This is a genomic window from Paracoccus broussonetiae (genome assembly GCF_031854425.1).
Lineage (GTDB): Bacteria > Pseudomonadota > Alphaproteobacteria > Rhodobacterales > Rhodobacteraceae > Paracoccus > Paracoccus broussonetiae.
Genome location: NZ_JAVRQI010000015.1, coordinates 99113 through 119846, shown reverse-complemented (window position 1 = coordinate 119846; position 20734 = coordinate 99113). Strand labels below are relative to the sequence as shown.

Annotated in this window: 21 protein-coding genes; 9 read left to right on the top strand and 12 right to left on the bottom strand. The window is 64.6% G+C overall.

Going from position 1 to position 20734, the window contains the following annotated elements; all coding sequences use genetic code 11:
- Window positions 1-41 precede the first annotated feature (41 nt).
- Both purM and purN read left to right on the top strand, forming a co-directional pair.
- Window positions 42-1088 carry a phosphoribosylformylglycinamidine cyclo-ligase gene (gene purM, locus RM190_RS18595; protein ID WP_311760960.1) on the top strand — a complete coding sequence of 349 codons (1047 nt, stop codon included), beginning with the start codon at window positions 42-44 and terminating at the stop codon, window positions 1086-1088.
- Entirely contained in the window at window positions 1085-1681 is a 597-nt protein-coding gene (gene purN / locus RM190_RS18590) for a phosphoribosylglycinamide formyltransferase (RefSeq protein WP_311760959.1), read from the top strand. Before purM ends, purN begins: the two co-directional genes overlap by 4 nt.
- An 89-nt stretch (window positions 1682-1770) precedes the next feature.
- On the opposite strand, the gene RM190_RS18585 is transcribed toward purN, so the two are convergent.
- The 6 genes from RM190_RS18585 to RM190_RS18560 all read right to left on the bottom strand — a co-directional run bounded on the left by RM190_RS18585 (window position 1771) and on the right by RM190_RS18560 (window position 8143).
- A complete protein-coding gene (locus RM190_RS18585) occupies window positions 1771-3111 on the bottom strand; it encodes a branched-chain amino acid ABC transporter permease (protein WP_311760958.1) in 1341 nt (446 codons plus the stop codon).
- A gap of 15 nt (window positions 3112-3126) precedes the next feature.
- Window positions 3127-4128 (bottom strand): branched-chain amino acid ABC transporter permease, encoded by a 1002-nt coding sequence (locus RM190_RS18580; protein WP_311760957.1) that lies wholly within the window; start codon window positions 4126-4128, stop codon window positions 3127-3129.
- 1 nt (window position 4129) lies between these two features.
- Window positions 4130-4840, bottom strand: coding sequence for an ABC transporter ATP-binding protein (locus tag RM190_RS18575; protein WP_311760956.1), 711 nt, complete (start codon window positions 4838-4840; stop codon window positions 4130-4132).
- Window positions 4837-5718, bottom strand: a complete 882-nt coding sequence (locus tag RM190_RS18570; protein ID WP_311760955.1) for an ABC transporter ATP-binding protein — start codon at window positions 5716-5718, stop codon at window positions 4837-4839. The genes RM190_RS18575 and RM190_RS18570 overlap by 4 nt, the downstream gene beginning before the upstream one ends.
- Window positions 5719-5823: 105 nt before the next feature.
- Window positions 5824-7008, bottom strand: a complete 1185-nt coding sequence (locus RM190_RS18565) for an ABC transporter substrate-binding protein (protein ID WP_311760954.1) — start codon at window positions 7006-7008, stop codon at window positions 5824-5826.
- 130 nt (window positions 7009-7138) lie between these two features.
- A complete protein-coding gene (locus tag RM190_RS18560; protein WP_311760953.1) occupies window positions 7139-8143 on the bottom strand; it encodes a GlxA family transcriptional regulator in 1005 nt (334 codons plus the stop codon).
- A 118-nt stretch (window positions 8144-8261) separates the two neighbouring features.
- On the opposite strand from RM190_RS18560, the gene RM190_RS18555 reads away from it, so the two are divergent.
- Complete coding sequence (locus tag RM190_RS18555; RefSeq protein WP_311760952.1) at window positions 8262-9662, top strand: class II 3-deoxy-7-phosphoheptulonate synthase; 1401 nt, start codon at window positions 8262-8264, stop codon at window positions 9660-9662.
- Between the two features lie 64 nt (window positions 9663-9726).
- Here RM190_RS18555 and RM190_RS18550 read toward each other — a convergent pair whose 3' ends face one another.
- On the bottom strand, window positions 9727-10413 hold the full coding sequence (locus tag RM190_RS18550) for a PAS domain-containing protein (RefSeq protein WP_311760951.1): 687 nt from the start codon (window positions 10411-10413) through the stop codon (window positions 9727-9729).
- A gap of 266 nt (window positions 10414-10679) precedes the next feature.
- Here RM190_RS18550 and gmk point away from each other — a divergent pair, with 266 nt between their 5' ends.
- Genes gmk through RM190_RS18535 form a run of 3 tightly spaced genes read left to right on the top strand, consistent with a single transcriptional unit; the run spans window position 10680 to window position 12882 of the window.
- Window positions 10680-11309, top strand: a complete 630-nt coding sequence (gene gmk, locus RM190_RS18545) for a guanylate kinase (protein WP_311760950.1) — start codon at window positions 10680-10682, stop codon at window positions 11307-11309.
- The gene (locus RM190_RS18540; protein WP_311760949.1) at window positions 11306-11833 is read left to right on the top strand and encodes a gamma carbonic anhydrase family protein; all 528 of its coding nucleotides are present in this window, start codon (window positions 11306-11308) and stop codon (window positions 11831-11833) included. Before gmk ends, RM190_RS18540 begins: the two co-directional genes overlap by 4 nt.
- Window positions 11830-12882 carry an ATP-binding protein gene (locus RM190_RS18535; RefSeq protein WP_311760948.1) on the top strand — a complete coding sequence of 351 codons (1053 nt, stop codon included), beginning with the start codon at window positions 11830-11832 and terminating at the stop codon, window positions 12880-12882. Before RM190_RS18540 ends, RM190_RS18535 begins: the two co-directional genes overlap by 4 nt.
- Window positions 12883-12927: 45 nt before the next feature.
- Here RM190_RS18535 and purF read toward each other — a convergent pair whose 3' ends face one another.
- The 5 genes from purF to RM190_RS18510 all read right to left on the bottom strand — a co-directional run bounded on the left by purF (window position 12928) and on the right by RM190_RS18510 (window position 18607).
- Window positions 12928-14421, bottom strand: a complete 1494-nt coding sequence (purF, locus tag RM190_RS18530) for an amidophosphoribosyltransferase (protein ID WP_311760980.1) — start codon at window positions 14419-14421, stop codon at window positions 12928-12930.
- 139 nt (window positions 14422-14560) lie between these two features.
- Entirely contained in the window at window positions 14561-15187 is a 627-nt protein-coding gene (locus RM190_RS18525; RefSeq protein WP_311760947.1) for a CvpA family protein, read from the bottom strand.
- 42 nt (window positions 15188-15229) lie between these two features.
- A complete protein-coding gene (radA, locus tag RM190_RS18520) occupies window positions 15230-16594 on the bottom strand; it encodes a DNA repair protein RadA (protein ID WP_311760946.1) in 1365 nt (454 codons plus the stop codon).
- 100 nt (window positions 16595-16694) lie between these two features.
- On the bottom strand, window positions 16695-17885 hold the full coding sequence (locus RM190_RS18515) for a UbiH/UbiF family hydroxylase (RefSeq protein ID WP_311760945.1): 1191 nt from the start codon (window positions 17883-17885) through the stop codon (window positions 16695-16697).
- On the bottom strand, window positions 17885-18607 hold the full coding sequence (locus RM190_RS18510; RefSeq protein WP_311760944.1) for a pyrimidine 5'-nucleotidase: 723 nt from the start codon (window positions 18605-18607) through the stop codon (window positions 17885-17887). The genes RM190_RS18515 and RM190_RS18510 overlap by 1 nt, the downstream gene beginning before the upstream one ends.
- 65 nt (window positions 18608-18672) lie before the next feature.
- Here RM190_RS18510 and RM190_RS18505 point away from each other — a divergent pair, with 65 nt between their 5' ends.
- The 3 genes from RM190_RS18505 to RM190_RS18495 are packed head-to-tail and all read left to right on the top strand — an operon-like array spanning window position 18673 to window position 20596.
- The gene (locus RM190_RS18505; RefSeq protein ID WP_311760943.1) at window positions 18673-19314 is read left to right on the top strand and encodes a GntR family transcriptional regulator; all 642 of its coding nucleotides are present in this window, start codon (window positions 18673-18675) and stop codon (window positions 19312-19314) included.
- On the top strand, window positions 19311-19937 hold the full coding sequence (locus tag RM190_RS18500; protein WP_311760942.1) for a DNA-3-methyladenine glycosylase family protein: 627 nt from the start codon (window positions 19311-19313) through the stop codon (window positions 19935-19937). Before RM190_RS18505 ends, RM190_RS18500 begins: the two co-directional genes overlap by 4 nt.
- Window positions 19934-20596: an alpha/beta hydrolase gene (locus RM190_RS18495; protein WP_311760941.1), complete on the top strand. Its 663-nt coding sequence runs from the start codon at window positions 19934-19936 to the stop codon at window positions 20594-20596. Before RM190_RS18500 ends, RM190_RS18495 begins: the two co-directional genes overlap by 4 nt.
- Window positions 20597-20734 lie beyond the last annotated feature (138 nt).

Here is a 20734-nt window from a genome sequence, read left to right as displayed (position 1 = left end):
CCGGGCTGCGCTATCGGGGCGAAAAGGAAAGGGACCCTCACATGACCGAGCGCAAGAATGGCCTGTCCTATGCCGAAGCCGGGGTGGATATCGACGCGGGCAACGCGTTGGTCGAGCGTATCAAGCCCGCCGCAGCCGCGACCCGCCGCCCGGGCGTGATGGAGGGGTTGGGCGGCTTTGGTGCGCTGTTCGACCCACGCGCCGCGGGCTATCAGGACCCGGTCCTGGTGGCAGCGACCGACGGCGTCGGCACCAAGCTGCGCATCGGCATCGACACCGGCGAACTTGACGGGCTGGGTATCGATCTGGTCGCAATGTGCGTGAACGACCTTGTCTGCCAGGGTGCCGAGCCGCTGTTTTTCCTTGATTATTTCGCGACCGGCAAACTTTCGGTCGACGAGGCGACCCGTGTCATCAATGGTATCGCCGAAGGCTGCCGCCGTTCGGGTGCTGCGCTGATCGGGGGTGAAACCGCCGAGATGCCCGGCATGTACGGCAAGGGCGATTTCGACCTTGCGGGATTCGCCGTCGGCGCGATGGAGCGGGGCCAGGCGCTGCCCGCGGGCGTTACCGACGGTGACGTGCTGCTGGGCCTTGCTTCTGACGGCGTCCATTCGAACGGCTTCTCGCTGGTGCGCAAGGTTGCGGAGCATGCAGGCCTCGATTGGGATTCGCCCTCGCCCTTCGGGACGGGGACACTTGGGCAGGCGCTGCTGGTTCCGACCCGCCTTTACGTCAAGCCGGTGCTGGCCGCGATCCGCGCGGGCGGCGTCCACGCGGCCGCCCATATCACCGGCGGCGGCATCACCGAAAACCTGCCCCGTGTCCTGCCCAAGGGCCTTGGGGCGGAAATCGACCTCGACAGCTTCTCGCTTCCGGCGGTTTTCGACTGGCTGGCACAGGCGGGCGGCATTGCCGAGGCCGAGATGCTCAAGACCTTCAATACCGGCATCGGCATGATCCTTGCGGTTGCCGCAGATCGCGCCGAAGACATCGAGGCATTGCTGAAGGCCGAGGGCGAGACGGTGCATCGTCTGGGCAAGGTCACGCCGGGCGAAGGCGTGCGCTACAGCGGCCGCCTACGGTGAAACGCGTCGCCCTTTTGATCTCGGGCGGCGGTTCCAACATGGTGAAGCTGGTCCAGTCGATGACCGGCGATCATCCGGCGCGTGCGGTCGTGGTGGGTTCGAACGACCCGGAAGCGGGCGGCCTTGCGCGGGCCGCCGAACTGGGCGTTCCGACCTTTGCCATCGATCACCGCATCTACAAGGGCGACCGCGCGGCCTTCGAGGCGGCGCTGCTTCAGCCCCTGCTCGACGCGCGGCCCGACATCCTGTGTCTTGCCGGCTTCATGCGGATCCTGACCCCGGATTTCGTGCAGCGTTTCCAGGGACGGATGCTGAATATCCACCCGTCACTGCTTCCGAAATATCCGGGCCTTCACACCCATCGCCGCGCGATCGAGGCAGGGGATGCCGAAGCCGGGGCCAGCGTCCACCTGGTCACACCCGAACTCGACGCGGGCCCGATCTTGGGGCAGGCGCGAGTTCCGGTCCTGCCGGGAGACACCGCCGACAGTCTGGCCGCCCGCGTCCTGCAACAGGAACACCGCCTCTACCCTGCGGTGCTACGGCGCTTCGCCTCTGGCGACCAGACCATGCTGAGCCTCACGGCCGCATAGGAAAAGGGGCCATGCGGCCCCTTCATCGTTTCCAAAATACCCCGGGGGCAAGGCCCGCAGGGCCAAGGGGGCAGCGCCCCCTTTTTGCCCTACTTCTCGGGCACCAGTCCGCGCGGCGCGAAACGCAGCACCAGAAGCAGCACGAGACCCATGGCGATGAAGCGCATATGCGGTGCCGAATCCAGCAGGTGCTGGCGAAGGGCGCCGTCGGGCAGGGGCAGCGTGACCAGGTTCATCAGCTCTGGACCCCAGACCTCGGCCTTGATCCACAGGAACCAGATCAACAGGCCGCCCAGCACCGAGCCCCAGTTGTTCCCCGAGCCGCCGACGATGACCATGACCCAGACAAGGAAGGTATAGCGCAGCGGGTTGAAGCTGCCGGGCGATAGCAACCCGTCCAGCGTCACCATCATCGCTCCGGCAAGTCCGATCACAGCCGAGCCGATGACGAAGATCTGCAGATGGCGTCCCTTGATGTTCTTGCCCATGGCGCTTGCCGCGGTCTCATTGTCGCGGATCGCGCGCATCATCCGGCCCCAGGGCGATTTCAGCGCCAACTCTGCCAGCAGGACCAGACCCAGCAGGACCACAGCGAAGATGCCGGCATACATCAGCTTCACCCAGATGCCGGACGCAGTCGACACGTCCATGCCCCAGCTTGCTGCCTTGGCGACAAAGCCCGGATCATTCTGCAGATCCAGCTCATACGGGACCGGGCGTGGGATGCCGGACATGTTCTTGACCCCGCGCGCCAGCCATTCCTCGTTGCGCAGGACCGCGACGATGATTTCGCCGATGCCCAGTGTCGCGATGGCGAGATAGTCCGAGCGTAGCCCCAGCGCGACCTTGCCCACGCCCCAGGCGGCGGCGGCGGCAAAGGCAGCGCCCACCGGCCAGGACAGCAGGACCGGCCAGCCGAGTCCACCAATGTTCCCGGCCGAGGCCGAGTTGTTCGCCTCGATCGCCATGACGGCCGGATCGAACAGGAAGCGGTACAGGACGAAGCCCAGCACCAGGATCGCAATCATGGCGATGGCGCGCAATCGTTGCGGCGCGCGCTGCCAGACCTGGGCGGCCAGGATCAGCGTGGCCAGCCCGACGACCAGCGCCAACAGGACGCGCGGCCCGCCGGCGGACCAGGCGCCCTCGACCGGACGGGTCGCGACCAGCACCGGACCCAGTGCGCCCAAGGCCAGAAAGCCCACGACGCCGGCATTGAAAAGCCCCGCATAACCCCATTGCATGTTCACCCCAAGCGCCATCACGGCCGAGATGAGACCCATGTTCAGGATGGCCAGGGCAGAGTTCCAGCTGCCGGAAAACAGCGCGTTCCGCGTCGTGCCCTCAAGCACGAAGAGCGCGGCGATCACCAGGAAGATCAGCGGTGCGCGCCAAGGGCTGGAGGCGGTGGCCTGACGAGTGTTCGACATGTCTCAGCCCTCCCCTCAATAGGCCTTGCCGCGGAACAGGCCGGTTGGCCGGAACAGCAACACGATGATCAGGATAACGAAGCTGACCGAGAACTTGTATTCGGTCGACAGCAATTGCAGCAGTCCCTCGGGTTGGAAGCCCAGATAGGTCGCGATCTTCTTCCAGGGATAGGTCACCGCGACTTCTGAAAAGGCGACGATGAAGCCCCCGGCGACCGCGCCCAGCGGGCTGCCAAGGCCGCCCACGATGGCTGCGGCAAAGATCGGCAGCAGGATCTGGAAATAGTTGAAGGCCTTGAAGGTCTTGTCGAGGCCGTAAAGCGTGCCTGCGGTCACGGCCAACGCAGTCGCGATGATCCAGGTCAGACGCACCACGCGTTCGGGATCGATCCCCGAGAGCAGCGCCAGATCCTCGTTATCGGCATAGGCTCGCATGGCCTTGCCCGCGCGCGAGCGGTTCAGGAACCTGAACAGCGCCCAGCAGGCCAGCGCCGTGACCACCAGCGTCAACGCCTGGCTTGCGCGCAGGGACAGGCCCTCGGTCAGGCCGGTCCATTTTTTGAAATCCTGCACGCTGATCAGGAACCGCGCGCCGTCGTCGAAGCGGATCTCGTTCACGCCGATGACAACGCGGGTCAGGCCGTTCATGATGAACATGACCCCGACCGAGGCCATGACCATGATGATCGGCTCGGATTTCTTGGCGCGGTAGAAGCGATAGACGACGCGATCCGTGCCCAGCACCAGGGCCGAACAGAGCGCGATCCCGATCGGCAGCGCCAGCAGGGCGGTGGGCAACGGGCCAAGGCTGATGCCAATGGCCTGCAGGCCCCAGGTCACCAGGATCACCAGCGCGGTGCCAAAGGCCATGGTGTCGCCATGCGCAAAATTCGAAAAGCGCAGGATGCCATAGATCAGCGTCACCCCCAGCGCGCCAAGCGCAAGTTGCGCGCCATAGGCTGCGGCGGGGATCACCACGAAGTTCAGGATGGCCACAAGGGCGTTCAGAATGTCCATGTCAGCCCCCAAGGAACGTGCGTCGGACCTCGGGATCGGCCAGCAGGGCACGACCAGAGTCGGTATAGCGATTGCCGCCTTGCACCAGCACATAGCCGATATCGGCGATCTCCAGCGCCTGACGCGCGTTCTGTTCGACCATCAGGATCGAGATGCCGGTGCGCGCCACCTCGATAATGCGGTCGAAAAGCTCGTCCATGACGATGGGGCTGACACCTGCGGTCGGTTCGTCCAGCATCAGCAGGCGGGGCTTCGTCATCAACGCGCGCCCGACGGCGACCTGCTGGCGCTGGCCGCCCGAAAGCTCGCCCGCGTTCTGCTTGCGCTTGTCGGCCACGGCGGGAAACAGGTGATAGACCTGCTCCATCGTCTCGCGATAATCGTCGCCCCGGATGAACGCCCCCATCTCAAGGTTTTCCTCGACGGTCATGGTCGGGAAAATGTTATGGGTCTGCGGGACGAAGCCCATGCCCTTGCGGACGCGTTCCTGCGGGGTCAGGCGCGAGATATCCTCGCCACCCAGCGTCACTTCACCCTCGCGCAGGTCCAGCATCCCGAAGACTGCCTTCATGGCGGTGGATTTTCCGGCGCCATTCGGGCCGACGATGACGGCAATCTGGCCCTGATCCACGGCCAACGTACAGCCGTTCAGAATGTCGGCCTTGCCATAGCCGCCGCGCATGACACTGGCGGAAAGATAGGGCTGGCTCATCGGATATCCCCCGCGGGCTTGCCGTCGCCGCCCTGACCGGCCTCGGCCCCCAATCCGGGCTGTGCGCCGTGGCTTTCGCCGAAACCGGTTTCCTCGGCAATCTCGGCTGCGACCTTGTTCTTCAGGCCGGTGCCCAGATACGCCTCGATCACGGCTTCGTTCTGCATGATGCTGGAGGCGTTGCCTTGCGCCAGCACCTTGCCTTGCGCCATGACGATCACGGGGTCGCACAGGCGACCGATGAAATCCATGTCATGCTCGATCACGCAGAACGTATAGCCGCGTTCTTTGTTGAGGCGGGTAATTGCGTCGCCGATGGTGCCCAGCAGCGTGCGGTTCACGCCGGCGCCGACTTCGTCCAGAAAGACGATCTTGGCATCGACCATCATTGTGCGACCCAGTTCCAGCAGCTTCTTCTGACCGCCGGACAGGTTCCCCGCCTTTTCGTCGGCGACATGGGAAATGGTCAGGAATTCAAGGACCTCGTCCGCTTTCTTGCGCAAGGCGCGCTCTTCCTCGCGGATGCGGCCACGGTGCAGCCAGGCATTGACCAGGGTTTCGCCTGTCTGCGCGCCCGGAACCATCATCAGGTTCTCGCGGACCGTCATAGACGAAAATTCGTGCGCAAGCTGGAAGGTGCGCAACAGCCCCTTGTGGAACAACTGATGCGGGGCCAACCCGGTAATGTCTTCCCCGTCCATGACCACCCGGCCGGACGTGGGTGGAAGAACTCCCGCGATGACGTTGAAAAGCGTTGATTTTCCCGCACCGTTCGGGCCGATCAGCCCGGTGATGGAGCCGGTCTCGATCGTCAGGCTCGCGCCATCGACGGCCCGGAAGCCGCCGAAATGTCGGTGCAGGTCATGGACCTGAATCATAGTACTCCCCACTTCGCATTTTTGCGAAGAATTCCCCACAAGGGGTTCTTGTTGTTATCGAAAGGGCCCGGATAAACCGGGCCCCCGAAGCATCTTGCCGATCGCTCAGCGGAAGCCCACGACGTTCAGCTTACCGCCCTTGAAATCGACTTCGCGATAGACGCCGGCACTTTCGCCCGGCTCGACCAGCTCGACCGAGGTCGCGCCGACATAATCGACATCTTGCCCTGCGGCAATCAGCTCCAGCGCCTTGCCCAGTTCACCCGGATAGATCTTTTCGCCGGGCGCGTTGGCAACGTCCATCACCTTGTCCTTGTAGACCTTGGGATCCGAGGACTTGGCCGCCTGCATTGCCAGCATGATCAGCGCCGCCGAGTCATAGGACTCGCCCGCATAGGCCGAGGTGCCATCGAAACCAGCCGCCTTGGCAAGCTCGGCGAATTTCTCATGACCTTCGCCTTCGGCCGAGGGGTTCTGGCCGAACGAGGTTTCAAGCTGGTCGCCGAATTTCTCGGCCAGGACGTTGTTGACCATGCCGTCGGGCAGCACGAAGGTCGAGAAGGCGCCGGTATCCAGCGAACCCTGGATGATGCCCGAGCCGCCCTGGTCGGCATAGCCTGCGACGACCAGCGCATCACCACCAGCGGCGGCGAGCGCGGCGACTTCGGCGGAGTAGTCGGCCTTGCCGTCGTCATGCGCGGCCAGGATGGTCACGGTGCCGCCCTTGGCTTTGTAGGCATTGGCAAAACTGTCGGCCAGGCCCTTGCCATAGTCGTTGTTCGTATAGGTCACGGCCACCGACTTGATGCCGCGCTCCAGCACGATATCGGTCATCACTTCGCCCTGGCGCGCGTCGCTGGGCGAGGTGCGGAAGAAGAAGCCCTTGTCGTCGATGGTCGACAGCGCCGGCGAGGTCGCCGAGGGCGAGATCATGACGATGCCGTTCGGCACGCCCACTTTTTCCAGCGAGGCGATGGTCTCGCCCGAGCACATGCCTCCCATGATGCCCTTGACGCCTTCCGCGGTCACCAGACGTTCGACCGCCGCGACCGAGGCGGCTGCGTCGACGCAGGTGTTGTCGGCAACCACGGGGATGATCTTCGAACCGTCCAGCAGTTTGCCGCTGTCCGACACTTCCTTCATGGCAAGCTCGGCACCCTTCTGCATGGGCGGGGCGATGGATTCCAGCGGGCCGGTCAGGCCCAGCGAGAGACCCAGCTTGATATCTTCGGCTCCTGCGGCCCCGGCAAACATGGCACCGGCGACGCTGGCCAGAAGAAGTTTTTTCATATTCAATCTCCCTGAGTGGAACAATGTCCTGTTCGGCACGCTATCGCCCCATGGATGAAAAGAAAAGCGCGCCGATTTCGCAAACCGCATTCCGGAATTGTCTAAAAGAGCAGGTTTTGGCATTCCGCGCTTAGACGGGCGGAGCACCAGTCCCGCGCTGGCGATAGGGCGTGCTGCCAAAGGTTGTGCGGTAGCATTTGGAGAAATGCGAGGCCGAGGTGAAACCGCAGGCCAGCGCGATCTCCATCACGCTCATGTCGGTCTGCATCAGCAGGTTGCGGCCACGTTCCAGACGCAACTCCATGTAGTAGCGCTTGGGAGAGCGGCTCAGGTATCTTGCGAACAGCCGTTCAAGCTGGCGGGGCGACATGTCGGCGTCCAGTGCCAGCCGGGCGGGGCTGATCGGATCCTCGATATTCGCCTCCATCCGGGCGATGACCTGCGCCAGTCGCGGATTTCGCGCGCCGATCCGGGTCGGGATCGACAGGCGCTGGTGGTCATCCTCAGACCGGATCGAGGTGTGGATCATCTGGTCGGCGACGCGGTTTGCCAATTCGTTGCCGTGGTCACGCGCGATCTGGCGCAGCATCATGTCGATGGCCGCCGTTCCCCCCGCGGCCGTCAGGCGCGAGCCATCTTCGACAAATACGGTCCTGATCAGGGTGACATCCGGAAATTCCTCGGCAAAGCCGTCCTGATTTTCCCAATGGATGGTCGCGCGCCGCCCGTCCAGAAGCCCGGCCTGCGCCAGCACCCACGCACCGGTGCAAAGCGCGCCCATGCGCGCCCCGCGCCGGGCCTCGCGCCGCAGCCAGCCCTGGATCGTCCGGGTCGAGGATTGGGCCACGTCGATGCCGCCGCAGACCAGAATCGTGTCGTCGCGCTGGGTCTCGCCCAGGCCGCCATCCAGCATGATGCGGGTGCCGTTCGAACATGCGGCAAAGACGCCACCTTCGCCCACGACACGCCATTCATAAAGCGGCTTCCCGGAGATCCGGTTTGCCAGCCGCAACGGTTCGATCGCGGCGGCGAAGGAAACCAGCGTAAATCTTTCGAGCAGAAGGAAAAAGTACCTCCGGGGGCGGGGTGCGCCGGGGGCAGGGCTGGCAGAAGGGGCTGGAACGGATTCTGGCATGGGCGCGCACGTGGTAGAATTCCGCGAAGCACATCAGCACTGCGCCTTGTGCGCAAGGCTTTTCCTCGGTTCAGCAAACCTCTATATCCGTCTGACCGTTTCTCAGGAGGACAGGCCAATGGCACATCATAAAACCAGTTCCGCGACCCAGTCATGGGACAAGCGTGGCTGGCGCGCCTATCCGCGCATCCAGATGCCTGATTATCCTGACGCGGCGGCGCTGGATGCGGTCGAGAAGCAGCTTTCCAAGTTTCCCCCGCTGGTCTTTGCGGGCGAGGCGCGGCGGCTGAAATCCTCGCTGGCCGAGGTCGCGGCGGGTCGTGCCTTCCTGTTGCAGGGCGGCGATTGCGCCGAAAGCTTCTCGGAATTCTCGGCGGACAATATCCGCGACACGTTCAAGGTCATGCTGCAGATGGCCATCGTGCTGACCTGGGGCGCCCAGCTTCCGGTCGTCAAGGTGGGCCGCATGGCGGGCCAGTTCGCGAAGCCCCGTTCGACCGGAACCGAAACTGTCGCCGGGGTCGAGCTGCCCAGCTATCGCGGCGACATCATCAACGGCTTCGATTTCACCGCCGAGGCGCGCATTCCCGATCCCCAGCGGATGTTGTCGGCCTATACCCAGGCCGCGGCGTCGCTGAACCTGCTGCGCGCCTTCTCGACCGGTGGCTATGCCGACATGCATCGCGTGCAAAGCTGGATCAGCGACTTCACCGGGGGCGAGGAAGCCGCGCGTTACCGCGATATCGCCGACCGGATCAGCGACGCCATGGCCTTCATGGCGGCAGCGGGTGTTACCGCCGAGACGGCGCATGGTCTGGGTTCGGTCGATTTCTATACCAGCCATGAAGCGCTGCTGCTGGAGTATGAAGAGGCTCTGGCCCGCATCGACTCGACCACCGGCCTGCCGGTTGCGGGCTCGGGCCACATGATCTGGATCGGGGACCGCACCCGTCAGCTTGACGGCGCGCATGTCGAATTTGCGCGTGGCGTCCAGAACCCGATCGGGCTGAAATGCGGCCCGTCGATCCCGGACAGCGACCTGAAGAGCCTGATCTGGAAGCTGAACCCGGAAAACGAACCCGGCCGCCTGACCCTGATCGCGCGCTTCGGCGCAGGCTCGGTCGGCGATCACCTGCCGCGGCTGATCAAGGTCGTGGAGTCCGAGGGCGCAAATGTGGTCTGGTCCTGCGATCCGATGCACGGAAATACCATCAAGTCGGCCTCGGGCTACAAGACGCGGCCCTTCGACTCGGTCCTGCGCGAAGTGCGCGAGTTCTTCGCGGTCCATCGTGCCGAGGGCACGATCCCCGGTGGCGTGCATTTCGAGATGACCGGCAAGGATGTCACGGAATGCACCGGCGGTGTTCGGGCCGTCACGGACGAGGATCTGTCCAGCCGTTACCACACGGCCTGCGATCCGCGTCTGAATGCCAGCCAATCGCTGGAACTGGCCTTCCTTGTCGCCGAAGAACTGCGCAATCGTCGCGTTGACGGCACAAGGCACGCCAAGGCCAGCTGAGGCGGTCAAGATCCTGAATTGGGGCGGCAGCGCAGATTGCCGCCCTTTTCATTTCAAGTCGGCCCTAACGGGGATTGTCTGAGATAATTCGGAATGCGGCGCGGCGCTGTTCTGGCGTGGCGCCGGGCAAGGGGGTGGGCGCGGGGCTTTCCGTGCGGGGTGTGGTCGCCCGCCAGCGCCCCGAGATTTCCCCGACAGGGACCAGTGAGGCGGAAGGGGCCATTACCTTCGCCCCTGCCTGCACCGGAACCAGTTTTTCCGAGGTCAGGTCGAAGCGGCGGGGAGCTTGCCCGATCTCTCCCTCGACCACGAAGCAGCCGAGCGCGCGGGTGACGTCGCCCAGATCCGAACGCAGCGGCAGCAGCAGAAGCTGTCCTGCCATCGCCGGGCGACCATAGCTTGCGGGCGAGTTCAGGCCGAGTTCCGCGATCTGCGGCGCGCAGAAGACGCTTTCCAGCACGTCCGAAAAGCGCCCGCGCGAGCCCGTATGCAGAAGCGAACAGATGGGCATCCCTCGGACCTCCATCCCCATCGTCTCGATCAGGTGGCTGCCGGCCAGTCGAAAGCGGGCGGTGCCGGGGGCGATCCGTTCCAGGATGAAGGCGTGGTTCAGGGCGCCACGAATACCACGCGGCTCGACATCCGCCCGTGCCGGGATGGTGCCGTCCTTGCGCAGCCCTTCCCAGTAATCACGCATCTGGCGCAGGATCCGGCCGGGCTGGCTGGTTTCGAAATCGGCGATATGCAGCAACCGGCCCCTGTCTTCGGGAGAAAGGGATAGTGCATCGTCCCGATCATCATCGGGGCCGTGATCTTGTGACATATCAACCAACCTAACCAGAACAGAAACTCGTCATATGGCAGAAATCTAACCCGGATATCGGGCATCTCCGAGAAGTTTCTTGTCCGTTGGTTAAAACCGCCGGATCGGCGGCAGGGGCTTGACCATGCGGCCCCGGCTGCGCCATTCAGGCGCCTCGAACAGACATGCGGATGAAGCCAAGGAGAACGCAGGACATGGAGCGCAGCGGACTTCTGATCATCCTGTCCTCGCCCTCGGGGGCTGGGAAATCGACACTCGCACGGCGGCTGATGGAATGGGATCCGACATTGCGGTTCTCGGTCTCGGCCACGACACGGAAGCCGCGTCCCGGCGAGGTCGAAGCGGAGCATTACTATTTCCGCGAACGCGCGGAATTCCAGTCGATGGTCGCCGCCGGCGACATGCTGGAACATGCCGAGGTCTTCGGCAATCTTTACGGCACCCCGCGCGCGCCCGTCGAAGAGGCGATGCGGGCAGGGCGCGACACGCTTTTCGACGTCGACTGGCAGGGTGGCCAGCAGATCCGTGCCTCGGCACTGGGGGCGCATGTCATCTCGATCTTCGTGCTGCCGCCCAGCCTGGCCGAGCTTGAGCGGAGGCTGATCGCGCGCCAGCAGGACGCCCCCGAGGTCATCGCGGCAAGGATGCAGAAAAGTCGCGATGAAATCAGCCATTGGGCCGAATATGACTATGTCATCGTGAACGAGGAAATCGAACGTAGCGAGGCCGAGTTGAAGACCATTCTGGCCGCCGAGCGCCTGCGCCGCGAACGCCAGACCGGACTTGGCCGATTTGTCCGCAGCCTGATGGAGGAAGGCCGATGATCTGGGAACTGGAGGGGATCGCCCCTGAATTGGCCGCGGACGCCTGGGTCGCGCCGGATGCGCAGCTGATCGGGCGGATCGTCATGGAGCCGGGCGCAAGCGTCTGGTTCGGTGCTGTCTTGCGCGGCGACAATGAGGAAATCCGGGTCGGTCGAAACTCGAACGTGCAGGAGCTGACGGCCTGCCATACCGACATGGGTTATCCTCTGACCATTGGGGCGAATTGCACGATCGGGCATCGCGCCATGCTGCACGGCTGCACGATCGAGGATGGCTGTTTGATCGGCATGGGCGCGATCATCCTGAATGGTGCGCGCATCGGTGCTGGCTCGCTGATCGGCGCGGGCGCGCTGATCACCGAGGGCAAGGTCATCCCGCCCGGATCGCTGGTCATGGGCGCGCCGGGCAAGGTCGTGCGCGAGCTGGATGAAGAGGGGCGGGCCCGCCTGCTGAAATCGGCCGAGTCCTATCGCCGGAATGCTGCGCGGTTCCGCGCCGGCCTGCGGGCGGTGGCATCGGAATGACCCCGGCCGAGACGGCCGACCTGCTGGCGACGGTCCCTGTGCCGATGCTGGTCGTCGATGCTCGCGCGCGCGTGGTTGCTGGCAACGACGCGGCCGAGGCGCTGCTGGGGCCGGTTCCCCCGGCGCGGCCCTTCGTCACCGTGCTGCGCCACCCCGAGGTCAACGCCGCGCTGGATTCGGTTCTGGCCGGTGGGGAAAAGGCCCTGCTGAACGCAACGATCAAAACCCGCCAGGGCGGCGTCCTGTGCGCCGTCACCGTGACGCCCCTGCGGCTGGACGGAGACCGCGGCGCCTCACTGGCGATCGAGGATCGTTCCCGCGACGAGGAAACCGGTCAGATGCGGCGGGATTTCGTAGCCAATGTCAGCCACGAGCTTCGCACGCCCCTGACCGCGTTGATGGGGTTCATCGAAACCCTGCGGGGTCCGGCCCGAAACGATCCGAATGCCCGCGATCGTTTCCTTGACATCATGGAGCGCGAGGCGGGCCGGATGAACCGGCTGATCGGCGATCTGCTATCGCTTAGCCGGGTCGAACAGGATGAACGCCGCCGCCCCGGCGACAGGGTCGATCTTGCGGCACTGCTAAGCTCGGTTGTGGTGACCCTCGCGCCCTCGGCGGATGGCGCTGGCGTCAGGATTGAGCTGTTGGGTGTCGAAGGCCCGGCGCTATTGCCCGGCGACGCGGATCAGTTGGTCCAGGTCTTTCACAACCTGATTGAAAACGCGGTCAAGTATGGCGGCACCGGGGGACTTGTGACCGTCACGCTGGAGCATCTTGACCATGAGCCGGTGCTGCGCGGTCCCGCCTGGATGATCACGGTGGCCGATCATGGCGAAGGGATCGACGCCCGCCACCTGCCACGCCTGACCGAACGCTTCTATCGCGTAGACAGCCACCGTTCGCGCGAGCAGGGGGGGACCGGTCTGGGGCTGGCGATCGTCAAGCATATCGTCAACCGGCACCGTGGGCGGCTGCGGATCGAAAGCGAACGCGGACAGGGCAGCAGGTTCTTTGTCATCCTGCCCGAAGGCGTCGGGATGACCTGACGACCGGGGCGCGCGAAGGGTTCCGCGCGCCCGGCCATTCTGGGCTCACTCGGCCGCGTGGCCGGTGATCGCGTCCTGAGAATGGGGCTTCATGCGGAAGCCACGCTCAAGCTGGTCGAAGGGTGCCACCGGATATTCACCCGAGAAGCAGGCATCGCAATATTGCGGGGAGGACTTGTTCCGCCCCTTGGCCTCGCCCACTGCGCGATAAAGTCCGTCCAGCGTGACAAATGCCAAGCTGTCAACGCCGATCCATTCGCGCATTTCTTCCACCGACATCTGTGCGGCCAGAAGCTTTTCGCGGTCCGGCGTGTCGACGCCATAGAAGCAAGGCCAGGCGGTCGGCGGAGAAGCGATGCGGAAGTGAACTTCGGCCGCGCCTGCGTCCAGGATCATGTCCTTGATCTTGCGCGAGGTCGTGCCGCGCACCACCGAGTCGTCGACCAGAACCACGCGCTTGCCTTTGACCAGGGCGCGGTTGACGTTCAGCTTCAGCCTAACGCCCATGTTGCGGATCTGTTCGGTGGGCTCGATGAAGGTCCGGCCCATATACTGGTTGCGGATGATCCCCATGCCGAAGGGAATGCCGCTTTCATGTGCGAAGCCGATGGCGGCGGGGGTGCCGCTGTCGGGGACGCCACAGACCAGATCAGCCTCGACCGGGGCTTCGCGGGCCAGTTCGACGCCGATCTGGCGGCGGGTCTCATAGACCGAACGTCCGCCGATGATCGAATCCGGGCGCGAGAAATAGACATGTTCGAAGATGCAGAAACGCCCGGTCGACGGTCCGAATGGACGCGAGCTTTCGACCTCTCCCTGAGAGATGACGACCATTTCGCCCGGCTCGATCTCGCGCAGGAACTCGGCGCCGATGATGTCGAGTGCGCAGGTTTCCGAAGCGAGGACGAAGCCGTCGTCACCGATCTTGCCCAAGACCAGCGGGCGCACGCCCAGCGGGTCGCGCACGCCGATCAGCTTGGTGCGGGTCATGGCGATGACGCTGAAGGCGCCTTCGACGCGACGCAGGGCGTCCTTCATCCGCTCGGGGATGTTGCGCTGGATCGACCGCGCCATCAGGTGAATGATGCATTCGCTGTCCGAACTGGACTGGAAGATCGATCCACGCTCGATCAGTTCGCGGCGCAGCGCCATCGCGTTGGTGATGTTGCCATTATGCGCGATGGCACAACCGCCCATGGCGAATTCGCCGAAGAAGGGCTGCACGTCGCGGATCGCGGTCGCGGCCTTGGTGCCGGCCGTCGAATAGCGCACATGGCCGATCGCCAGTGAACCCGGCAGCGTCTCCATCAGGCTTTGCTTGGTGAAGTTGTCGCGGACATAGCCAAAGCGATGCGCGCTGTTGAAGCCCTGTTCGGCATCATGGGACACGATGCCGCCGGCTTCCTGTCCGCGATGCTGAAGGGCATGCAGCCCAAGGGCGACGAAATTCGCCGCATCCGCGACGCCGATCACACCGAATACGCCGCATTCTTCGTGCAGACGGTCGTGATCGAAGGGATGGGCAAGAAATGGCTGCATCATCACCGACTCATGTGGCTAGGGGGAGGGCTGTTCTGTGGCGCTTGTGCCGCCAACATAGGGACTCAGCCGGGTGAAGTCACGCCCCGCCGGTCCGCGGGGCGCAATTTATGTCATGGAAGGGTCACGTTCCCGTGGGTCAGTTCGCCGGTGCGGGCGCGGTCGCAGGTGCGGCCGGGGCCGGGGTCGCGGTGCTGGGGGTGACGGTCGATTCCGACATGCAGCCACCGACCAGCTGTTCATAGCGCGACACGACCCAGCCGGGCGCGTCCTGCGGGATCTGTTCGTCCATGCGGTCGGTCATGCGCTGGAAGACCTGGGCAGAGCGCGAATTATCCACGACGGCGACCGGTTGCGTCGACATCACGCGGTCATAGACGATGAAGGCCACCGCCACCAGCAGCACGCCGCGCGCGACACCGAACAGGAAGCCCATGCCCTGATCTACTCCGCCAAGCGCCGACCGCTGCACGACCGACGAGAAAAGCGGGGTGATGATCGAGAACAGCACCAGCGCCAGTGCGAAGACCGCGGCGAAGGCCGCGATGGTCGAAAGTTCGCAACTGTCAGCCAGAAACTTGTTCAGTCCCGGCACCTGCGCAACCATCGGCCGCACCGTGGGGGCAAAGATGAAGGCCAGAACGGCCGCACCGATCCAACCCAGGATCGCCAGCGATTCGCGCACGAATCCCCGGGCATAGGCCAGGATCGCCGAGAGGATGATCACGACCGCAACGATGCCGTCGATGATGGTGAAACCGTCCATTGTCACGCCCTTTCGCGGCCATTTCCGCGTTTGGAGGCAAGTTCATCCGGCACCGAATGTCTCGCCCACGAAGCCCGTCAGATCCGAAACGCGGTTCACCCGCATTCCTCCCACACCCTCGACCTTGGTGGCCGCGGGCAGGATTGCCCGTGAAAAACCAAGTTTCTGCGCCTCTTTCAACCTGTTTTCGGCCTGAGCGACCGGTCGCAGCGCGCCGGACAGGCTGATTTCTCCGAAAAGGACGGCCTCGGCGGGCAGCGGCTTGTCCTCGCGCGCGCTGAGCAGGGCGGCCGCAATGGCAAGGTCGGCGGCGGGTTCGTTGACACGCAGCCCGCCGGCAACGTTCAGGAAAACGTCGAGCCCGGCAAAGGGTATGGCACAACGCGATTCCAAGACCGCAAGGATGGTCGAGACCCGGCCGGAATCCAGTCCGACCACGGTGCGGCGCGGGCTTGCCAGCGTCGATGGGGCGATCAGCGCCTGGATCTCGGTCAGGACGGGACGCGTGCCCTCGATCCCGGCGAAAACGGCCGAGCCTGCCGCGGGCTGGCCGCGCTCGGACAAAAACAGCGCCGAGGGGTTTGCGACCTCGGCCAGCCCGCCGCCGGTCATTTCAAAAACGCCGATTTCATCCGCCGGACCGAAGCGGTTCTTGTGGGCGCGCAGGATGCGGAATTGGTGCCCACGCTCGCCCTCGAAATACAGGACCGTATCGACCATGTGTTCGACGACGCGCGGACCGGCAATCTGGCCTTCCTTGGTGACATGGCCGACAAGGATGACCGAGGTGCCGCGGCGCTTGGCGAAGGTCACGAGTTCATGCGCACTGGCGCGGACCTGCGCGACCGAGCCGGGGGCGGCCTCGATCCGGTCGGACCAGAGCGTCTGGATCGAGTCGATGATGGCGACATCCGGCCGTTCGGCGTCCAGGGTCGTCAGGATATCGCGCAGCGCGGTTTCCGCGCCGAGGCGCACGGGCGCATCGCCAAGGCCCAGGCGCTGTGCGCGCAGCCGGACCTGGGCGCTGGCTTCCTCGCCCGAGATATAGATCGCCTGCTGGTCTGACCGGGCGAACGCTGCCGCCGCCTGCAGAAGAAGGGTAGATTTCCCGATGCCCGGATCGCCGCCGACAAGGATGGCCGAGCCCGGAACCAGCCCGCCGCCCAGCACCCGGTCAAGCTCGGCAATGCCGGAGCAGGCTCGAGTCGGGGGCGCTTCCTGCGTCGCAAGACCGGAAAGCGGAATCGGCTTGCCCTTGAGCGTCCCAAGACCCCTGCCGGGACCCTGCGACAGGGGCGTCTCCTCGATGATGCTGTTCCACTCTCCGCAGGATTCGCAGCGGCCCGACCATTTCCGGTGGCTGGCGCCGCAAGCGGTGCAGGTGAAGGCGGTGACGGGTTTGGCCATGTCGTCTATCTGCCTGTTGGCCCTGTCCCGCACCGCGGCAGGGCTTGCCGCGGTTCGAGGCGTCGCATGGGTATTTGGGAAAAGGTGAAGCCGGGCAAACCTAGCGGATCCCCAGCCCGGCGCGCATCAGGACGCGCCTGACCGGACCCGCCGCGTAAAGCGAGCCAAGCGCCGCCGCCCGCAGATCGCGAAGCGGAGGGGCCGCAATCATGCTGGCGCGGTTCAGGGCATCGATCCCCATCAGTCGGGCCAGTGCTTCGGGGCGGCGACGGCGTTCGTAACTGTCGAGCGAGGCGCGGCTGCCCGGATCGCCGGCCGAAAGCTCGACGAGATTGGCGAGGTCGGCAAGGCTCATGTTCAGCCCTTGTGCCCCGATCGGGGGGACGACGTGGGCGGCCTCGGCGATCAATGCGGCGCGGGGGCCGGTGAAGCGGTCGGCGATCTGGCTGATGATCGGCCATTCGGTCAGTCGCGTGACCTGGGTCAATTCTCCCAGGATACCAGCCGAGCGAAGGTTCAACTCGCGCGAGAACTCCTGGACGGGCAGGGCGCGCAGGCGTGCGACCTCGGGACCACGCTCCATCCAGACGACCGCCGATGAGGGCTTTCCGTCGCGATCGGGCAGGGGAACCAGCGTAAAGGGACCGCCCGAGCGGTGGATCTCGGTCGAGACATTGTCATGCGGGCGATCATGCGTCACCGCGAAGGCCAGTGCCTTCTGGCCATAGCGCAGCGTGCGCGTGCCGATGCCAAGCGCGCGGCGAACCATCGAGTTCCGGCCATCCGCGCCGATGACCATCCGCGCACGGTGCTGGCTGCCATCGCTAAGGGTGACCAGCGCCTCGGCATCGCGGGCAAGAAGGGCGGTGGTCCCGGTGCCGGGCAGAAACCGGACATTTCCCAGTTCGGCCAGACGGGCCGAGATTTCCCGTTTCAGCAGCCAGTTCGGAAGGTTCCAGCCGAAGGGTTGCTCGGAGATCTCGGAGGCGTCGAAATCCCGCGTCAGCCGCGCCTGCGGAAGCTTTCCGCCCGCATCAATGATGCGCATGACCTGCAGCGGAGTGGCATGGGGCGCAAGCCGTTCCCACAGGCCTGCGGCTTTCAACACAGGGATCGAAGGTTGCAGAAAGGCGGTGCTGCGCAGGTCCGAGCCTTCGGCCGATTCCTCGGTCACGGGCGGGGCGGGGTCGACGCAGGTCACGCGATGCCCGGCGCTGCCAAAGGCCGCGGCCGCGACAAGGCCCGCGATACCGCCACCCGAGACGAGAATGTCGCAGTCCTGCATTGTCATCATCCCGATTTTCGCGCGTTGCCGCGGAGGACTTCCCCGGGAACATCGACCGATCGCCCGGCCGCAAGCTCGCGCAGGAAGGCGGTAAGATCCATCGTGCGATGCTGGACATGCGCACCGTGATCGTGATCTGCGGCAAGCTCGTCCGGACCGTGGCGCCCGGTTCCGACCAGCACCGTGCGCATCCCCAGTTCATGCGGAACCAGAAGATTCCTCGGGTCGTCCTCGAACATCGCAGCGGCGGCGGGATCGAAGCCCGTGGCCCCGATCACCGCCGCGTAAGACGCCGGATCGGGCTTCGGCAGAAAGCCAGTCGTGTCGATGCCGTGGATCTCGTCAAAGACCGCAAGTCCGCGATGGTCAAGCACCTTGGCTGCATATTCGATATCGGCGTTGGTGTGGATGATCTTGCGCCCGGGCAGGTCCGAAATCAGCCTAGCCAGATCGGGGTCGGGCACGAGATGTGAGAAGTCGATGTCATGGACTTCACGCAGATAGGGCAGCGGATCGATCGCGTGTTCCACCATCAGCCCGGCCAGCGTGGTGCCGTGCTGGCGCCAGTAATGATCGCGCAGGTGGCTGGCCCGCGCCTCTGACACGCGCAATTCGCGCATCACATAAGCGGTCATGCGCTTTTCGATCTGATCGAAGAGCCGCATCTCGGGCGCATAAAGGGTGTTGTCGAGATCGAACACCCAGGTCGTTACATGATGAAAATCCATGTTCTCTGCCTAAGCCTGTGGCAGGGCGCTTGCAATCCCGTCTGGGACAACGGATCGTGCGGCGCATGAAAGACGCCTATTCCCTGATCCTCAGCGCCATCGACAGCGGCACCTATCGTCCCGGCGATCGTTTGGTGGAATCTGAACTGGCCGAGCGCTTCGGCGTGTCCCGGACCCCGGTGCGCGAAGCCTTGCAGCGGCTTGAAACCCAGTCGATGCTGAAGCGCGACGGGCGCAGCCTGATCGTCGCCACGCTGGACCACAACCAGCTGGCCGAGCTTTATACCGTCCGGGCCGAGCTTGAGGCGCTGGCCGCGCGCCTTGCCGCGCGCCATGCCACGCCCGAAGAGGTTCGGGTTCTGGCCGGGATGGTCGAGGACGATCACAAGATCCTTGGCGATCCACAGGCGCTGTCGCGGGCGAATCGACGGTTCCACCACCAGATCCATCTCGCGTCCCACAATCGCTATCTTGTGCAGCAGCTGGACCTTGTCCATCGCAGCATGGCGCTGATGGCCCATACCACGCTGGCCGCAAAGGGTCGGGACACGGTCACGCTGGACGAGCATCAGGAAATCGTCGACGCGATCGCCGCGCGTGACGGCGACCGTGCCGAGGCGGCATTGCGCCGCCATATCTCGATGGCCTTCGAGACCCGCCTGAAGGAAGAGGCGCGGTTGACCGGCGACATGGGCCTGATCGAATGACGCGCACGATCCGGTCGACCTCGGATCTCGAGGAAGGGGCGGATCACCTGATGCGAGTATGCCCGGTCTGGGCGCGCACGCTGCCCACGCTTGGCCCGCTACCGCTGCGCCGGTGGGAAGAGGGCTTCGTTTCGATCCGCGACGCCATCGTTTCGCAACAGATCTCGACGCAGGCGGCGAATGCGATCCTTGACCGGATGATCCGGGCCGGGTTGGCTGATGAAGATGGCATTGCGGGGGCCGAAGATGATGTCCTGCGCGCGGCTGGCCTGTCGCGACCCAAGATCCGCTATCTTCGGGGGATCGCTGCGGCCCGGCTGGACTGGCCGGGTCTGCGAGACCTTCCGGATGAGGACGCGATTGCTGCGCTGACCGCGCTGCCGGGGATCGGGCGCTGGACGGCCGAGATCTACCTGAAATTCGCGCTTGGCCGCGCAGATGTCTTCGCGGCCGGGGATCTGGCACTGGCCGAGGCGGCGCGGCTGCTTTACGACCTGCCCGAACGACCCGGTCCCGCAGCGCTGACTGCCCTGGCCGAACCCTGGCGACCCTGGCGCGCGGTTGCGGCGCGGGCGCTCTGGGCCTATTACCGGGTGGCGAAAGAGCGCGAGGGGATCAGATGACACGCCAGTTGAAATCGCAAAGGAAAGGCCCGCAAAAGCCTGAATCGGTTGTTGTTTTCCTGCATGGTTATGGTGCCGACGGTGCCGACCTGCTGGGACTGGCCGATCCTCTGTCGCCTCATCTGCCCGGAACAGCCTTCTATGCGCCGGATGCACCCGAACCCTGCCGGAACAATCCCATGGGCTATCAGTGGTTTCCCATTCCCTGGATGGATGGGTCCAGTGTCGAACAGGCGCGCGCTTCGGTCGAGCAGTCCTTCCATGACATCAATGCCTTTCTCGACAAGGTGCTGACGGACGAAGGGATCAAGGCTTCGCGGCTGGCGCTGGTCGGATTTTCGCAGGGCACGATGATGTCGCTGGAGGTTGCGCCGCGCCGCGACAAGGAACTCGCGGGCGTGGTCGGCTTTTCGGGTCGGCTGATCGATCCCGACGGGCTGGAAAAAGGCATCCGCACGCATCCGCCGATCCTGCTGCTTCACGGCGATCAGGATCCCGTCGTTCCCTTCGACAGCATGGCCGTCGCTGCGGCTGCGCTGGAAAAGGCAAACTTCGACGTCGAGACCTATGTCATGAAGAACACCCCGCACGGGATCTCGCCCGACGGCTTGTCGCGCGCATTGAATTTTCTGCGGCAGCGACTTGGCGTCAGAACCTGACGTCAGCCGTCAGATTGCACTTGAAACCGCTGAAGCAGGGTCTAACTTCAGATCAGAAGAAGAGGAGTCTTGCGATGGATCTGATCTGGATGGCCCTGCTTGTACTGGTTCCCGCCAGTGTGCTCGTCCTCAAATCGG

Coding starts and splice junctions, on each gene's coding strand:
- purM (WP_311760960.1), top strand. CDS start 42: ATGACCGAGCGCAAGAATGGCCTGTCCTATGCCGAAGCCGGGGTGGAT.
- RM190_RS18585 (WP_311760958.1), bottom strand. CDS start 3,111: ATGTCGAACACTCGTCAGGCCACCGCCTCCAGCCCTTGGCGCGCACCG.
- RM190_RS18580 (WP_311760957.1), bottom strand. CDS start 4,128: ATGGACATTCTGAACGCCCTTGTGGCCATCCTGAACTTCGTGGTGATC.
- RM190_RS18575 (WP_311760956.1), bottom strand. CDS start 4,840: ATGAGCCAGCCCTATCTTTCCGCCAGTGTCATGCGCGGCGGCTATGGC.
- RM190_RS18570 (WP_311760955.1), bottom strand. CDS start 5,718: ATGATTCAGGTCCATGACCTGCACCGACATTTCGGCGGCTTCCGGGCC.
- RM190_RS18565 (WP_311760954.1), bottom strand. CDS start 7,008: ATGAAAAAACTTCTTCTGGCCAGCGTCGCCGGTGCCATGTTTGCCGGG.
- RM190_RS18560 (WP_311760953.1), bottom strand. CDS start 8,143: ATGCCAGAATCCGTTCCAGCCCCTTCTGCCAGCCCTGCCCCCGGCGCA.
- RM190_RS18555 (WP_311760952.1), top strand. CDS start 8,262: ATGGCACATCATAAAACCAGTTCCGCGACCCAGTCATGGGACAAGCGT.
- gmk (WP_311760950.1), top strand. CDS start 10,680: ATGGAGCGCAGCGGACTTCTGATCATCCTGTCCTCGCCCTCGGGGGCT.
- RM190_RS18540 (WP_311760949.1), top strand. CDS start 11,306: ATGATCTGGGAACTGGAGGGGATCGCCCCTGAATTGGCCGCGGACGCC.
- RM190_RS18535 (WP_311760948.1), top strand. CDS start 11,830: ATGACCCCGGCCGAGACGGCCGACCTGCTGGCGACGGTCCCTGTGCCG.
- purF (WP_311760980.1), bottom strand. CDS start 14,421: ATGCAGCCATTTCTTGCCCATCCCTTCGATCACGACCGTCTGCACGAA.
- RM190_RS18525 (WP_311760947.1), bottom strand. CDS start 15,187: ATGGACGGTTTCACCATCATCGACGGCATCGTTGCGGTCGTGATCATC.
- radA (WP_311760946.1), bottom strand. CDS start 16,594: ATGGCCAAACCCGTCACCGCCTTCACCTGCACCGCTTGCGGCGCCAGC.
- RM190_RS18515 (WP_311760945.1), bottom strand. CDS start 17,885: ATGACAATGCAGGACTGCGACATTCTCGTCTCGGGTGGCGGTATCGCG.
- RM190_RS18510 (WP_311760944.1), bottom strand. CDS start 18,607: ATGGATTTTCATCATGTAACGACCTGGGTGTTCGATCTCGACAACACC.
- RM190_RS18505 (WP_311760943.1), top strand. CDS start 18,673: ATGAAAGACGCCTATTCCCTGATCCTCAGCGCCATCGACAGCGGCACC.
- RM190_RS18500 (WP_311760942.1), top strand. CDS start 19,311: ATGACGCGCACGATCCGGTCGACCTCGGATCTCGAGGAAGGGGCGGAT.
- RM190_RS18495 (WP_311760941.1), top strand. CDS start 19,934: ATGACACGCCAGTTGAAATCGCAAAGGAAAGGCCCGCAAAAGCCTGAA.